The sequence below is a fragment of the Lentzea rhizosphaerae genome, assembly GCF_042649515.1.
Classification (GTDB): Bacteria; Actinomycetota; Actinomycetes; order Mycobacteriales; family Pseudonocardiaceae; genus Lentzea; species Lentzea aerocolonigenes.
Window position 1 is genome coordinate 25,329 of the sequence record NZ_JBHRZI010000017.1, and the last position, 15,296, is coordinate 40,624.

Consider the following 15,296-nt stretch of genomic DNA (forward strand, 5'->3'; position numbering starts at 1 on the left):
CCCCGCACCGGTTCGGTGCGGGGATCTTTTTGTTCCGGTTCCCCTGTGGATTCCTCTGGGGCGCCGTGACCAGGCGTGATCGAACGCATGCAAAAGATGAGTACCCATGTACTCATGTGCCGCCTATGCATCCCGCGACACCATCAGTGTGTGGCTGTGCCGGAGGGGTGCACAGGGACAGTTCCGGAGATCGGAACGAGGGGGATGGAAACATGGGCAGGTCAGTACTCGAAGGGGCTTTCTCGCTGCTGGACAAGCTGATGGACGAGGGTGAGCTGGGGCTCACGCAACTCGCCGACCGGTGCGAGATGCCGAAGACGACGGTGCACCGCCTTCTGGACCAGATGGAGGTGCTCGGCGCGGTCGAGAACGTGCGCGGCCGCTACCGCATCGGCGCGCAGATGTTCCGGTTCGGGCAGGCGTGGGAGCCCGCCCCCGGCATCCTGCGGGTCGCACGGCAGCCGTTGCGCGCGTTGTCCGTGACGATCAGAACGTCGACGATCCTCGCGGTGCCGCGCCGCGACCGGGTGCTCGTCGCGGCGGCGAGCATCGTGCGGGCCGAGGACGTGGTCCGGTTGCGGCCCGGCGCCACGGTGCCGGCGGGCATGGAGTTCGTGAGCGCACCGGTGCGCACGCCGTCCAGCAGCGTCATCGGAACCGTCTCCGCGGTCCTCGACAACGGCCGCAGCGCCACCGCTCTGAGGGAGGCCGTGGGGCACGCCGCACGGGCGATCAGCACGGCCCTCGCGAGCTGATCGGGAGTGCCGAGCTAGCGTTCGGCCGGGAGTGTGATCACGGTTCCGCGTCCGAATCGTGGGACGTTCGTGATCTGTTCGCTGCGGGCGGACAAGCGCAACCAATATCACACTCCCGGCCGCACGCAACCGACCGAACGGCCTGAATCCACTGCTCCACCAGCGGGTTTCCGGTTGCGGACAGTGCCTGTCAAGACGGTGAACCGGTGGCGAACCGAGGTGTGAACCTGCGACAGACGGGTAAATCGCATAGTGACGCGAGTCGCCACGTACACGGGAACACTGACTATCGCGAGAACGTCTGTCAGAGTGGAGCCAGCGAGCACCGCGCACCAGCCAGGGGCGCCGTGGTCGCAGCTTGGTAAGAGGGCACCGAAACACAACGTTTGCGGTGCTGGGACGGAGGGAGATCCATCATGACTGCAGCACTCACCCGCCCCGAGTTGACCGCTGCCGACCGCTGCGACCGCTGCGGGGCTGCTGCCCAGGTTCGCGCTGTTCTCCCGTCCGGGGGCGAGCTGCTGTTCTGCGGGCACCACTCCCGCGCACACAGTGAGAAACTGCGCGAGCTCGCTGCTGAGATTCAGCAGGGCTGACTTCCACCCCACCTAGCCGCTCGGGGCGGAGATCCTTCGGGATCTCCGCCCCCTTCGCTTCTAGAGGGTGTCGAGGACCGGTTCGAAGGCCAGTTCGGCGGCGCCGACGAGCTTCGCGTCACGGCCCAGCGGCGACGTCACGACCTGGGTTCCGCCGACCGCGCGTGAGACGAGGCTGCGCTGCTGCACGGCGGTGCTCACCGAGTCCACAACTGACGCCGGCAGTGCCGTGTAGAGATCGCCGAGCACGACCAGTTCCGGGCCGAGGACGTTGACGATGTTCGCGAGCCCCAGTGCCAGCCAGTCGGCGAACTCGTCCAGCACGCTCGGGTCGTCCAGTGCCCGCAGTGCCGCGACGACAGCGCCGCGCGGGGCGTCGTCGGGCAGGCCCAGCGCCCGGCACAGCGCCGGTTCGCCGACCTCGGTCTCCCAGCAGCCGACGCAGCCGCAGTAGCAACGACGACCACCGCGCGGGTTCACGACCATGTGCCCGAGCTCGCCGACGTACCCGCCGGAGCCGCGCAACGGTTGCCCCGACAGGATCACGCCGCCGCCGACGCCGACGTCCGCGGAGATGTAGACCATGTCCGAGGACTCCTGCGCCGCGCCGCGCACGTGTTCCGCGAGCGCGCCGAGTTCCGCGTCGTTGCCGACCTGAACGGGCAGCTTCAGCACCGCCTCCAGGCGTTTGCCGAGCGCCACGCCCGTCCAGTGCAGGTTCGGGGCCTCGTGCACGTGCCCGTCGGCGCGGCGCACGACGCCCGGCACCGACACGCCGACACCGACCGCGGTGGCGTCGAGGTCGTCGGCCATGAGGCGCGCCGACTCGACGATGTGCGTGATGACCTCCCCCGGATCACGCGTCCGGTGCAGGTTCCAGCTGTCCCGCCCGAGGATCTCCCCGCCGAGGCCGACGAACCCCATGGCCACGTGCTCCACCCGCACGTCGATCGCGATGACGACCGCCGCGTTCGGCTGAGGCAGGACCAGCAAGGAGGGGCGGCCCGCTCCGCTGCGCAGAGCGGGCACGCGTTCGGCGACGACTCCGGCTTCGGCGAGGCCGTCCACCAGGGCCTTGATCGTGCTGCGGTTGAGCCCGAGCTCAGCCGCGAGCGACGCCCTGGTGGACGGTCCGTCGACGTGCAGGCGACGCAGCAGCGCCGTCCTGTTGTGCCTGCGGATCTCGTCGGGACGGGTGCCGGACGTAGGTCCAGTCACCTCGTCATCGAGCCGCGGTGGCAGCCCGGCGGCGGGACAACGCGTCGACGCTCGCGGCGAGCAGCAGGACCAGGCCGGTCACGATGAACACGACCGCGGCGGGCTGCTTGAGCAGGCCCATGCCGTTCTGGATGATCGCGAGCACCGCGCCACCGATGACCGCGTCGCGCAGCCGGCCCTTGCCGCCGAACAGCGACGTACCACCGATGACGGCCGCACCGACGGACAGCAGCAGCGTGTTGCCGGCACCGGCGTTCGGGTCGACCGAGCCGACCTTCGACGAGTACACGATGGCGCCGATCGCGGCCGCCGAGGAGGCGATCACGAAGACGCTCATGCGGATGCGCTCGACGTTGATACCGGCGCGGCGTGCGGCTTCCTTGTTGCCGCCGACGGCGTAGACGTGGCGGCCGTAGCTGGTGCGGTCGAGCACGAACGTGCCGACCACGAGCAGCACGAGCACCAGCGGCACGACGTACGGCACACCCTGGATCACGATCAGGTTGCTCGGCGCGCGGTTCAGCGAGAGCGCGTAGGTGATGACCGCGGCCAGCACCGCGAGGGCACCGATCTTGGCCAGCACCAGCGACGTCGGCTGGGCGACGAGTCCCCTGCGCAGCCGGGAGAAGTGCCGCGTCAGCACGACCGCCGCGTACCCGCCGACAGCGACGACGAACAGCACCCACGAGCCCACGAAGTTCAGGTTGCCGTTGGCGACGTTGAAGATCGTGTCGTCGCGCAGGCCGAGCGTGCCGCCCTGTCCGATGAGCTGCAGCACGACGCCGCCCCAGACGAGGAAGAGCGCCAGGGTCACGACGAACGACGGGATGCCGACCTTCGCGACGAGGAAGCCCGTGACGCAGCCGATGGCCGCGCCGACGCAGACCGCGAGCAGCATCTCGAGCCAGGCGTTCGCGGGAATGCCGATGACGGCGATCAGGAGCGCGACCAGCGACAGCGCCGCTCCCGCCCAGATCTTCATCAGCACCGCGAGCACGATCGCGAGCACCATCAGGCCGCAGAACACGTAGAACACCGTGTCGCCCATGCCGCCGAGCAGGTTGCCGTTGTGGATCAGGTGCAGTGCCATCACCGCCGCCGTCACACCGGACGCGGTACCGGCCGACAGGTCGATCTCGCCGAGCAGCAGCACGAACACCAGGCCCATCGCGATGATCGTGATGCTGGCGCCCTGCTGGAGCAGGTTGGCGAGGTTGCCGAGGGTGAAGAACGTGTCGGACAACGAGCTGAACACGATGAGCAGCACGATGAGCCCGAGCAGCGCGGGCAGTGAGCCGAGCTCGCCGCCGCGGACCCTGGCCCAGTAGTCGCGCACGGCCTCGCCGGTGGACTGCGACGTCGTGTCGATGCCGAAGTCGGAGATTGCGCCCTGCTGCGGCGTCTCCTGCTCGGGCGTCTTGGTGGTGTCGGTCATGCTCGCCTCTTCGGAACTCATCAGATCGTCGCCGCCTCGGGGCGGGCGATGCCCAGGTCACCGGAACGGCCGGCGGTGATCAGCTCGACCACTTGGCCGTGCGTGACGTCCTTCGACCCCACCACGGCCGCCATCCTGCCCAGGTACAGGCACGCGATGCGGTCGGCGACCTCGAACACGTCGTTCATGTTGTGGCTGATCAGGACGACCCCCAGGCCCTGCTCCGCGAGCCGGCGGACGAGGTCGAGGACCTGCCGCGTCTGCGCGACACCGAGTGCCGCGGTGGGCTCGTCGAGCAGCACGACCTTGCTGTTCCACAGCACGGCCTTGGCGATCGCGACGGTCTGGCGCTGACCGCCGGACAGCGACGAGACCTGGGTGCGCACCGACTTGACCGTGCGGACCGACAGCGAGGCCAGCGTCTTGCGGGCCGCCTGCTCCATGTCCGTCTCGTCGAGCAGACCGCGCTTGGTGCGCTCCCGGCCGAGGAACATGTTCTGGACGATGTCCAGGTTGTCGGCCAGCGCGAGGTCCTGGTAGACGACCTCGATCCCGAGCGCCGCGGCGTCGCGCGGGCCCTTGATGTGCACCGGCTCGCCTTCGAACAGGATCTCGCCTGACTCGGCCGGGTGGATGCCCGCGATGCACTTGACCAGCGTCGACTTGCCCGCGCCGTTGTCGCCGACGAGCGCGGTGACCTCACCGGGGTTGACGGTGAAGTCGATGTCGTGCAGGACGTGCACGGGACCGAAGCTCTTGTTGATGCCGCGCAGCTCGAGAATCGGCTCGCTCACTGGGTTTCCTCCGTGGTTACCACGCGCCGAGGCGGGGTGCGCAGGTCCGCACCCCGCCACGACGCAAGCGGTCCTACTTGATGCCGAGCTCGGTGCAGGCGGCCTGGGTGTCGGCCACGCAGATCTCCGAGGCCTTGACGAAGCCGGCGTCGACCACGGACTTGACCTTGTCCTTGGTGATCAGCTGGGCGGTGAGCAGCACGGACTTGACGTCGCGGTTGCCCTTGCCGTCCTTCGTCTTGCCGGACGCGAGGGCGTCGGCGCCGGCGGTGTCGCCCTTGGCGAGAGCGGCGGCCAGCTTGGCGGCGGCCTCGGCCTCGTCCTTGATGGGCTTGAAGACGGTCATGTACTGGTCACCGCGGAGCACGGCCTGCAGACCGTCCGGGGTGGCGTCCTGACCGGTGACCGGAACCTTGCCGGCCAGGCCGACCTTCTTCAGGACGGTGATCACCGCACCGGCGAGACCGTCGTTCGCGGCGACGACGCCGTCGACCTTGCCGCCGTTGCTGGTCAGGATCTGCTCGAAGACCTGACCACCCTTCTGGTTGTCCCAGTTGTCGATCGGCTGGGACTGGACCAGCTTGAGCTTGCCCGAGTCGTACAGCGGCTTGAGGACCTTCTGCTGACCCTCGTGGAACAGGGTCGCGTTGTTGTCCGTCGGCGCGCCCTCGATCTCGATGACGTTGGCACCCGGTGCGGCGCTCTTCATCGCGTCCGCGAGGCCCTGGCCCTGCAGCTCGCCGACCTTCACGTTGTCGAACGACACGTAGTAGGACGAGGAGCCACCGAGGTTCAGGCGGTCGTAGTCGATGACCTGGATGCCCTGGGCCTGGGCCTTCTTGGCCACGGAGGCGCCGACCTCGCTGTTGGGCGTCGCGATGATCAGGACCTTGACGCCGGCGTTGATCATGCCGTCGGCCAGGGTGCTGAACTTCTGGACGTCGCCCTGGGCGTTCTGGATGTCGGGGACGAGCCCCTCCTTCTCCAGAGCGGCCTTGAGGAGCGGCTTGTCGAAGCCCTCCCAGCGAGCGGAGGAGGCGGTCTCCGGAAGGATCACGCCGACCTTCGCGCCATTGCCGCTGCCAGAGTTCGAGTCAGTGCTTCCTCCGGTGTTGGAGGACGTGTTGGCGCCGCACGCCGAGACCGCCAGGGCGAGGCCCGCGGTAACGGCGATGGAAGCGAGAGTCTTGCTGCGCATCCGCCATCCCTTTCACTGCGCTGTGTCACAGAGAATGTTGTGGCGCACAACGTATGCCCGACATATGCGTGACCGGAACCACACTGGATCGATTAAGTCGCAACGATGCGGTAACCGTGGCGAAATTTGATGACTCAGAGTTGTGAGAGCGTTACCACCGCGCTACTGCATCCAGCACCGATATATCGGATATCGCTACGGCACGTTCAGGACAGACCGGACCATCCGCCGCACGGCCTCGGCGTCCGGCGGGGCGTCGCGGTCGGCGAAGAGAAGGTGCGCCGTGCCGATGAGCATCGGCGCGACACCGTCGGCGTCGATCTTGCCGACACGCCCCAGCTCACGCTCGCGTTCGAGGTAGTTCTTGATCATGATCGCGGCGTCGGTCAGCACCGGAACGCCCGCGGGCCACGTCTCGCGCAGCCGCCTGCGCAGGTCGTCCCGGAACGTCACGAGGGCGACGATCGCGACGGCGACCGAGCCGAAGACCGCACTGATCGCCTCGGCGAGGTTCTCGACGACCTCGCCGGTGCCCGCCGCCCCCAGCAGCGCTTTCGCCCGCTCGTCCATCTTGTCGACGCGATCGAGCACGTACTCCGCGAGGAACGCGTCGAAGTCGTCGAAGTGCCGGTGCAACACACCCTTGGCGACCCCGGCCTCGGCCGTGATCGCACGGCTCGTGAGAGCACTGGCCCCGCCCTGAACCAGCAGCCGGTCCGCGGCGCCGAACAACTGCTCCCGCACGTCACGCAGGTGCACACCGGTGGGCAAGCTGGTTCCTCCTAGCCGAGTGGGCGCCCGCCCACTATGGTGGGCACATGCCCACTTTAGACGATGACCTCGGCAAACGCCTCGCCGGCTCGTTCGGCGCGGATGCCGCCCGCTACGACCGCACCCGCCCGCCCTACCCCGACGAACTGGTGCGCCGGATCGTGACGGCCAGCCCCGGCCCGCGCGTCGTCGACGTCGGCTGCGGCACGGGCAAACTGTCCCGCCAGCTGCTGGCGGCCGGGTGCGAGGTGATCGGCGTCGAGCACGACGAGCTCATGGCCGAGTTCGCCCGCGGCACGGGCGTCCCGGTGGAGGTGTCGAAGTTCGAGACCTGGAACCCGGCGGGCCGCGAGTTCGACGCCGTCGTCGCCGGCCAGTCCTGGCACTGGGTCGACGCGGAGGCAGGAGTACGCCAGGTCGCCCGACTGCTACGCCCCGGCGGCGTGTTCGCGGCCATCTGGCACGTGTTCTCCACACCTGACCCGATCGCCCAGGCCCTCGCCGACGCCTTCCAGCGCGTGGCACCCCAGTCACCGGTCCGCGTCGGCCACTCCCGCGAGGAGTCGATCGGTTTCTACCGCGCTGGCTGCCAGCAGACAGCAGACGTCTTCGTCGGCACCGGGGAGTTCACCGATCCCCAGCAGTGGAGCGCTGAGTGGGACCAGACCTACACGACCGCCGAGTACCTCGACCTGATCCTCACCATGAGCCCGATGGCCCTGCTCACGAGCGACCAGGTCACCGAGGTGCTGGACAGCGCGGGCGCGGCGATCGACGCGGCCGGCGGCAGCTTCGTGTCGAACTACGAAACCCTCGCCGTCGCCGTCACCCGCAACTGATATATCGGATATCACCGCACGCAAAACGCCTGTTCGCGCCTCGGGCCACCACATCGGCGAGGGCACCTATCTGATCTACACCCCGGATGCAAAAAACGTTTGCGGACGAAGTCAAAAGACTCATTGCAAAGGTGTTCGAGGCTCCTACCAGTAGCAACGATGTATGCGGGGCTCGGTCAGTGCGGCGCGAGCACGAGAACCAGCCCGTACGAGATCCCGCACGGCGGACACGACAGCAGAACGCCGCACCTCGCTGGCGACAGGACCCGCGCCCTACCAAGAACGAAGAGTCGCGATCCGCTCTTCCAGCTGTTCTATGGTCGCCATCGCCGTAGGCGGCCCCCCGCAGTACTCGCGCAGCTGGTTGTGAATCTTGCCGTGCGGCTTCTTGGTGCGGTGGTGGTGCATCGCGACGAGAGTGTTGAGCTCCTTGCGCAGTGACGTGAGGCGCTCCTGCACGCTGGCAGGCCTCGCCTCCCGCACGGGCGCCTCGACCTTCGGGCGCTTCGCCGCGGAGGCCATCTGCTCCTCCTGCCGCTGCAGCAGCAGGGTGCGCACCTGGTCCGGTTCGAGCAGCCCCGGCAGACCGAGGTACTCCTGCTCCTCCTCCGAGCCCGCGATGGTCGGCGCGCCGAACGACGAGCCGTCGAAGATCACCTGGTCGAGCTCGGCGGTGGTGCCCAGGGCCGTGAAGGCGCGTTCGTCCTCGCCCGGTTCGTCCTTGGTCTGGTTCGCGGCCGCCATCAGCTCGTCGTCCCAGCCGTCCTTCTCGCGGTGCGGCTTGCCGAGGACGTGGTCGCGCTCCGCCTCCAGCTCGGACGCGAGCTGGAGCAGCACCGGAACGGACGGCAGGAACACCGACGCGGTCTCGCCGGGCTTGCGGTTGCGCACGAAGCGTCCGATGGCCTGGGCGAAGAACAGCGGTGTCGACGACGACGTCGCGTACACGCCCACCGCGAGCCGCGGCACGTCGACGCCCTCGGACACCATGCGGACGGCGATCATCCAGCGTTCGTTGGTCGCGGCGAACTCGGCGATCTTGCCCGACGCCTTCGGGTCGTCCGAGAGGACGACGGTGGCGACCTGGCCCGTCACGCGGTGCAGGACCTGCGCGTAGGCCTTGGCCGTCTCCTGGTCGGTGGCGATCACCAGGCCACCCGCGTCCGGGATGCCGTTCTCGCGCTTCTGGGTGAGCCTCTGGTCTGCGGCGCGCAGCACGGACGCCATCCAGTCGCCGGCCGGGTCGAGGGCCGTGCGCCACGCCCGCGTGGTCTGTTCCTGCGTCAGCGGCTCGCCCAGGCGCGCGGTGAACTCCTCGCCCGCACTGGTCCGCCACGACGCCTCTCCCGAGTACGCCAGGAACAGCACGGGCCGGACGACGCCGTCGCGCAGCGCGTCGGAGTAGCCGTAGGTGTGGTCCGCCTTGGACGTCTTGAAGCCGCCGTTGCTCTCTTCGTACTCGACGAACGGGATCGGCGAGTCGTCCGAGCGGAACGGTGTGCCCGTGAGGCACAGCCGGCGGACCGCGGGCGTGAACGCCTCGCGGATCGCATCACCCCACGACTTGGCATCACCACCGTGGTGCACCTCGTCGAGCAGCACGAGCGTCTTGCGGTTCTCCGTGCGCACCCGGTGCAGCGTCGGGTGGGCGGCGACCTGCGCGTACGTCACGGCCACGCCGTGGTAGTCGCGGGAGGTCATCGCGTTGGTGTTGCGGAAGTTCGAGTCGATCTGGATGCCCTGCTCGGCGGCCGCCTTCGCCCACTGGTGCTTGAGGTGCTCCGTGGGTGTGACGATCGTGACGGCCTCGATCGTCCTGTCGGCCAGCAACTCGGCGGCGACGCGGAGCCCGAAGGTCGTCTTGCCGGCGCCGGGCGTGGCGACGGCGAGGAAGTCCTGGGGCTTCGCGGCCAGGTACTTGGTCAGCGCCCGGCGCTGCCATGCCCGCAGCGGTCGCATTGCTGCTGTCGCTGTCACGAGACGTGTTTCTCCTCATTTGTGCAGGTCAGACATGGCTTGGACATGCAACTGCCCTCAGGCAGACCGTTGCCGAGGGCACCGTGACTCTACCTGTTCCGGGCGTCGATGCCGCGAAACGTGGCCCCATGCACCATGCTTGTCACTGCGATGGGTTCGCCTACCGACAACGACGCGCGCAGGTCCGGCCGCAAGGGGCCGCTGCGCCTACTCGCGCGCACGCTGTCGAAAGCGTGGGAGGGCAACATCTTCTCAGAAGCCGCCGAGGCGGCTTTCTGGCAGACGCTGTCGTTCCCTCCGCTGCTGCTCGGCGTGCTGGGCGCGATGGGTTATCTCGGCGACTGGTTCGGCTCCGAGGTCGTCTCGGCCGTCCAGGAGAAGATCATCGGATTCACCCGGACGATCTTCAGCGCGGACGTCGTCAACGGCGTGATCCAGCCCACGGTCGCGGAGATCCTCACCACGGGCAAGGGCGAGATCGTGTCGGTCGGCTTCCTGATCTCGCTCTGGGCGGGTTCGTCGGCCATGTCGTCGTTCGTCGACGCGATCACGGTCGCCCACGGCCAGTACGGCGTGCGCAACGAGCTCTGGCAGCGCATCTTCGCGCTGCTGCTGTACATGGTGTCGCTGGTGGCGCTGGTGGTCGGCCTGCCGGTCCTGGCGCTGGGGCCGGACGTCCTGCCGCAGTTCTTCCCGGCGTCCTGGCAGCCCTACATCACGACGTGGGTGGGCCGCTTCTACTACCCCGGCGTGGCGCTGCTGCTCGTGCTGTCGCTGTCCGCGCTCTACAAGGTCGCGCTGCCGCGGAGACTGCCGTACCACCGCGTGCTGCCCGGCGCGGTCCTCGCGATGGCCGTGTTCATCCTGACGTCCATCGGCCTGCGCCTGTACATCCAGTGGATCACCACCACCGGCTACACCTACGGCGCGCTGGCGACGCCGATCGCGTTCCTGCTCTTCGTGTTCTTCATCGGCCTCGCGATCACGATCGGCGCGTACTTCAACAGCGCCATCCAGGACATGTGGCCCGCCCGCATGACCCGCCGCCAGCGTCGCCGCTGGCGCAGGCTGGAGATGGAGCGCGCCGCCTCCCGCATCCGGGAGGAGAGCAGGCACGACAGCGACACCTACTCGGCGCCCTCCCCCGCCGACACGCAGCTGACCGATCGGCTGGAGATCCAGCAGCAGCGTCAGCACCCGGAGGAAGAAAAACAGCGGGGGTAGCCGAAGCCACCCCCGCCGTGTTCACCGCCTCTCGGGTCAGCTCGGGCGCACCGGCGTGGCCCACTGCTGCGCGGGAGTGCCGTTGCACCGGTGGATCTGCAACGGCGTGGTGTTGTCGGTGATCCCGTTCCTGACGTCCAGGCACATCCCGGTCCACGTGTTGACCACCGACGCGTCCGGCCGCACCGACCACACCTGGCCGATGTTGCCGCGGCAGGACGAGTTCAGCGCGACCCCCACGTTCTCGGCTCCGGTCGGAATGTCGAGGCAGTGGTCGAAGATGCGGACGGTCCCGTCACCGACGACCGACCACTGCTGCGCCGGGGTGCCGTTGCAGTCGTACAGGTTGACGGGGCCTTCCGGCAGAGCGTTCAACAGGTCCATGCACTTGGTGGCCATGCCGACGAACGATCCGTACGCCACCGCGGTCGCGCTCATGCGCCATCGCTGCTTCGGTCCCGCGTTGCAGTCGTTGATCGTCATCTGCACCCAGTCCTGCGGCTCCGACGTGAGGCAACGCCCGGAGACCGGGTTCACCAGCGTGCCGTCCGGCTGCGACACCCACTGCTGGGCCTGTGAGCCGTTGCAGTCGAAGATCGAGACCGCACTGCCGTCCGCGATCTTGCCGTCCGTCACGTCGACGCACTTGCCCCCACCGCGCAGCGTGCCGTCGCCGGGCGCGGTCCAGTTCTGCGCCTCCGTCGAGTTGCACGGGTAGAGACCCACCCGATGGTTCCACGGCAGGTTGTTGGGCACGTCGAGGCACTTGGCGCCGGGCCCGACGAGCTGCCCGGATTTGCCGTTCTGGTCGGGCACCCGCCAGACCTGGGCCGAGTCGGAAGTCGCGCAGTCGCGCAGCTCCAGCTCCGAGCCCTGGGCAGCGCTGACCGGCGAGAGGCACCGGCCCGACTCCGGGGTGATCATCCTGCCGTCACCGCGGAGGACCCACCGCTGGAGGTCGTGGCCCTTGCACTCCAGAAGCTGGGCCACCACGTGCGCGTTGCCGTTCGCCATTGTCAGACACCGGCCGCCTGCCTGGATGGCGCCGTCGACCATCGTCCAGGTCTGGGCCCAGTTGCCGACGCACGGCACCATGTGGATCTTCTGCAGGGTCGCGTCGGCGTTGAGCACGTCGACGCACATATCGTTCTGCGCCCTGATCTCACCGGACCGCACGGGGCTGTCCCGCTTGACCCGGATGTTGCGGAACCGCACGGGATCACCGACGTTGTCGTTCTGCAGGCCGATGAACGTCTCGCGCGACACCGTGGTCGCGTCGGGCCGACCGTACTCGTTGACGAGCACACCGTTCAGGTACACCGTCACCTGGTTCCAGCGCACCTTGATCTCGAACGTGTTCCACTCGCCGACCGGCTTGACCGCGGTCGTCGCCTGGGGCCCCTTCACACCGACGACGGCACCCGTCTGCAGCACCGGGTCCGTGGCGCCGGCCGGCGCGATCTGGATCTCGTGCCCCGCGGACGTGTCCGGAGCACCCGCGTTCGTGCCGGGGTTCTTGATCAGCACGTACACACCGGAGTCGGAGTTGGCCGAGGTGGCCTTCCAGTCGAGCTTCATCGTGTACTCGTTGCCGTAGGTGTGCGCCGCGTACCAGTTGACGTCGACGCCGTCCGCCGTGACGAGCTCGCACCCGTCCACGGTCATCGCCGCACCGCTCGACCTCCAGCCACCGAATCCGGACTCGATCCGCCCGTCGAACGCGCTGCCGAAGCCCGGCCCGTCCGGCGAGGTCACGCAGTTCCCGGCGGCACCGCTGTCGGGCACCTTGGTGCCACCGACGAAGTAGCCGGTGACATCGGCCGTCAAGCGCGTCTGCCCGCGCTCGTTGCGCACGCCGAGCTTGCCGCTCTTGCCCAACGGCACCAGCGCGAGTCCGGCCGCCGTCTCCATCCGGCGGGTCCCCACCTGGCTGGCCGCCGACCAGCCGACCTCGGTCGCCACGGCGCTGAGCTCAGTGCCGACCAGGTCGTCGTGCCCGGTCAGCACGACCGCCGCGGTCGTCGCCGCCGAATCGATCCCTGCAACACCGGCGACCTGGAACGACGCCGTCTGGCCGTGCCCGACGGGTGCCTTCGTGAGTCCGTTACCGGCAGCCGTGTCCGCGACGCGGCTCGAGTCGGTCATCGGCACGTACCGCGCACCGGTGGTGTCCTCGGCGAACCAGCCGACGACGTCGAGCGCGGCACCGACGATCGCGTGCGCGTTGCCGGAGCTGCTCAGGCGGATCTTGCCGTCCGAGCGGATCGGCACCACCACCAGGTTGGTCCGCCGGTCACCGGGACTCACCGCGATGGACGTGGTCCCCGGCCGCTGGGCGGCGATGCCCGCGTGCGCGTGCAGGTGCGCCTCTTCCGAGGCCTCGAAGGCGGTCAGGTTCGCGACCACGGCCCTCGCGTTCGCCGGCACGCCCGCGACACCGCGGATCTGCACGTCGAGCTCCTCGCCGCCGGTGGCGTTGAGCGGAGTGTTGCGCGCGCTGCCCGCGAAGCCCCGCGTGTCGAGCACTCGCTCCGGCTTCGTCTTGGCGAAGTAGGTGTTCGTGCTCACGTTCGTCGAGGGGTTGAAGTACCCGAGGCGGTCGACCACGACCGACACCCTGCCGGCCCCGCGGTGGCGCAGCTTCAACGAGCGAGCGTTGTCCAACGGCGCGAACAGGGTCAGCGACTGCCAGCTGTTCCTGCTGTCTCCACGCGCGTACAGCGTCGGCACCTTGCCGTCCTTGGCCGCGAGGTCACCGGTGCCGACTTCGATGGCGAAGTCGCCGGTGTTCGTGCCGTCGGTCTTGGCGTGCACGGTGATCGCGACGGCGTTCGTGCCGCCGGGAAGGTTGGGGAACGTGAGCGTCTTGACCTCGTTCGCGTTGTACGACTCCGAGTGCACGCGCTCCGGAATCGAGTCGACCGTGAACGCCGAACCGGCCGGCGCGGTGGGCGGCGTGCTGGGCGCCCCCACGCTGAGCGAGCCGTTGCCCCAGGTGTTGTTGGCCTGCTTCGGATCCGCGGCGTTCTGCAGAGCGGTCTGCAGCTGTCCCGCGTCCAGGCCGGGGCTAGCCGACTTGAACAACGCGGCCGCGCCGGCCACGTGCGCGGTCGCCGCGGAGGTGCCGGAAAGAACACCCATCGCCTTGGTGGAGACCTGGTCGTAGCCGGTGATGTCGGGCTTCTGCCTGCCGTCGACCGTCGGACCGCGACCGCTGTAGTCCTGCACGCGACCCGACCCGGGCCGGGTCGCTCCGACCGCGATCACGTGCGGCGAGGTGGCGGGCTCGACGATGCTGCCGGCCTCGGTGTACTGCTGGAGCTGCTGGTTGAGACCGAGGCCGTTGACGAAGAGATCAATCGGCGTGGTGAGCGCGGCGTTGTGGTTCTTCACGTAGACCCAGTAGGTCTTCGTGGCGCCGGTGCTGTTGTGGAAGGTCACCGACTCGGTCGGCGCCAGGCCGTCCGGCGTGTCCTTCTGCGACCGCGACGACACCGCGACGACGTTGGGGTCGTTCAGGCCGGTGGGCGCGTTTTCGGACGTGGAGATGTAGAGGTCCAGGTCCTGCTTGGTCTTGGGCCACGCGTCCCAGCGCAGTCCGACCGTGGCGGTCGCACCGGCGTCCAGCGGGAAGCCGTTCTGCCGGGAGATGCCGAAGTCGACCCAGCTGTCGCTGTTGGAGTCGATCGCCTTGCCGGCGTAGTGCTGCCGTGCCTGGTTGCCCGCGGCGACGCTCCACAGGATTCCCGCCTGCCGGCTGCGCTTGACCACCTCGGCGGGACTGCCGGCATCGCCGGTGCCGTCACCACGGCTACCGGCCGGCGCCAGGAACCCGACGGCGGACGAGATCACCTGCACGCCTTGCTGCCGCAGCCACGTCTCGGCCTGGTCGAAGCTGAACGTGTCCTCGATACAGGCGAAGAACAGCTGCGCCTCGGGCGCCACGTCGTGCACGATCTCGGCGATACCGGTGCCGTGCAGCGGCTTTTCGGCGGCATCGAGACAGTTGTCGTTGTTGATGGTGATGTTCGCCGGCAGGTCACCCGAAGTCTGCGAGGCGGTGACGTCACCGAAGCCGACGTCGATGATGCCGACCTTGACGCCGGCACCCTTCTTTCCCGCGTCGTGCCACAGGTTCGCCTTCGCGGCGATGACGCCCTCGGACGTGATCGCCATCGGCACCGCACGATCAGGCAGCCGCACCTCCGTCACACCCGGCTGGCTCGCGACCGCGTCCAGCTTGTCCTTGGGCACGGCGGCTTTCACCCGGCCGCCGGACTCGCCGCTGACCACGCCTCCCGCCTTGGTCACGGCGGTCTTGAGCTGGTCCGCCTGCGGGCCCTCGACGTAGACGAGGCTGCGGCCCTTCGCGTCCTTCGGCACTGCCTGACCAGGTCTGGCATCGCCCGCGGAATTCACCACGTCCGGTCTGGCACCCGTGGGCGGCGGCGCCGCCCAACCCGGCGTTGCGACGACAGCCGCCCCCAGC

General features: G+C 68.8%; 11 protein-coding genes. 4 read left to right on the top strand and 7 right to left on the bottom strand.

Translation table 11 applies throughout. From position 1 onward, the window contains the following. Positions 1–212 precede the first annotated feature (212 nt). On the top strand, positions 213–755 hold the full coding sequence (locus tag ACFOWZ_RS21720; RefSeq protein WP_382375240.1) for a helix-turn-helix domain-containing protein: 543 nt from the start codon (positions 213–215) through the stop codon (positions 753–755). Between the two features lie 416 nt (positions 756–1,171). Next, on the top strand, positions 1,172–1,351 hold the full coding sequence (locus ACFOWZ_RS21725) for a DUF7455 domain-containing protein (protein WP_030464836.1): 180 nt from the start codon (positions 1,172–1,174) through the stop codon (positions 1,349–1,351). Positions 1,352–1,411: 60 nt separating this feature from the next. Here ACFOWZ_RS21725 and ACFOWZ_RS21730 read toward each other — a convergent pair whose 3' ends face one another. From ACFOWZ_RS21730 to ACFOWZ_RS21750, 5 genes are all read right to left on the bottom strand, one after another. Then, positions 1,412–2,569: an ROK family protein gene (locus ACFOWZ_RS21730; RefSeq protein ID WP_382375242.1), complete on the bottom strand. Its 1,158-nt coding sequence runs from the start codon at positions 2,567–2,569 to the stop codon at positions 1,412–1,414. Positions 2,570–2,573: 4 nt separating this feature from the next. Then, positions 2,574–4,004, bottom strand: a complete 1,431-nt coding sequence (locus ACFOWZ_RS21735; RefSeq protein WP_382375244.1) for a sugar ABC transporter permease — start codon at positions 4,002–4,004, stop codon at positions 2,574–2,576. 20 nt (positions 4,005–4,024) lie between these two features. Next, complete coding sequence (locus tag ACFOWZ_RS21740; RefSeq protein WP_382375246.1) at positions 4,025–4,798, bottom strand: ATP-binding cassette domain-containing protein; 774 nt, start codon at positions 4,796–4,798, stop codon at positions 4,025–4,027. 73 nt (positions 4,799–4,871) lie between these two features. After that, on the bottom strand, positions 4,872–5,996 hold the full coding sequence (locus ACFOWZ_RS21745) for a sugar ABC transporter substrate-binding protein (protein ID WP_382375248.1): 1,125 nt from the start codon (positions 5,994–5,996) through the stop codon (positions 4,872–4,874). 195 nt (positions 5,997–6,191) lie between these two features. Beyond that, on the bottom strand, positions 6,192–6,767 hold the full coding sequence (locus ACFOWZ_RS21750) for a TetR/AcrR family transcriptional regulator (protein WP_382375250.1): 576 nt from the start codon (positions 6,765–6,767) through the stop codon (positions 6,192–6,194). 47 nt (positions 6,768–6,814) lie between these two features. Between ACFOWZ_RS21750 and ACFOWZ_RS21755 the strand changes: the two genes are divergently transcribed. Beyond that, a complete protein-coding gene (locus ACFOWZ_RS21755) occupies positions 6,815–7,606 on the top strand; it encodes a class I SAM-dependent methyltransferase (protein ID WP_382375252.1) in 792 nt (263 codons plus the stop codon). A gap of 273 nt (positions 7,607–7,879) precedes the next feature. Here ACFOWZ_RS21755 and ACFOWZ_RS21760 read toward each other — a convergent pair whose 3' ends face one another. Beyond that, on the bottom strand, positions 7,880–9,565 hold the full coding sequence (locus ACFOWZ_RS21760; RefSeq protein WP_382375829.1) for a DEAD/DEAH box helicase: 1,686 nt from the start codon (positions 9,563–9,565) through the stop codon (positions 7,880–7,882). Between the two features lie 168 nt (positions 9,566–9,733). Here ACFOWZ_RS21760 and ACFOWZ_RS21765 point away from each other — a divergent pair, with 168 nt between their 5' ends. Further along, positions 9,734–10,807 carry a YihY/virulence factor BrkB family protein gene (locus ACFOWZ_RS21765; protein ID WP_382375254.1) on the top strand — a complete coding sequence of 358 codons (1,074 nt, stop codon included), beginning with the start codon at positions 9,734–9,736 and terminating at the stop codon, positions 10,805–10,807. A gap of 36 nt (positions 10,808–10,843) precedes the next feature. Here ACFOWZ_RS21765 and ACFOWZ_RS21770 read toward each other — a convergent pair whose 3' ends face one another. Further along, positions 10,844–15,190 (bottom strand): ricin-type beta-trefoil lectin domain protein, encoded by a 4,347-nt coding sequence (locus tag ACFOWZ_RS21770; protein WP_382375256.1) that lies wholly within the window; start codon positions 15,188–15,190, stop codon positions 10,844–10,846. Between the last annotated feature and the right edge of the window lie 106 nt (positions 15,191–15,296).

Coding starts and splice junctions, on each gene's coding strand:
- ACFOWZ_RS21760 (WP_382375829.1), bottom strand. CDS start 9,565: ATGCGACCGCTGCGGGCATGGCAGCGCCGGGCGCTGACCAAGTACCTG.
- ACFOWZ_RS21725 (WP_030464836.1), top strand. CDS start 1,172: ATGACTGCAGCACTCACCCGCCCCGAGTTGACCGCTGCCGACCGCTGC.
- ACFOWZ_RS21765 (WP_382375254.1), top strand. CDS start 9,734: ATGGGTTCGCCTACCGACAACGACGCGCGCAGGTCCGGCCGCAAGGGG.
- ACFOWZ_RS21720 (WP_382375240.1), top strand. CDS start 213: ATGGGCAGGTCAGTACTCGAAGGGGCTTTCTCGCTGCTGGACAAGCTG.
- ACFOWZ_RS21755 (WP_382375252.1), top strand. CDS start 6,815: ATGCCCACTTTAGACGATGACCTCGGCAAACGCCTCGCCGGCTCGTTC.
- ACFOWZ_RS21735 (WP_382375244.1), bottom strand. CDS start 4,004: ATGACCGACACCACCAAGACGCCCGAGCAGGAGACGCCGCAGCAGGGC.
- ACFOWZ_RS21745 (WP_382375248.1), bottom strand. CDS start 5,996: ATGCGCAGCAAGACTCTCGCTTCCATCGCCGTTACCGCGGGCCTCGCC.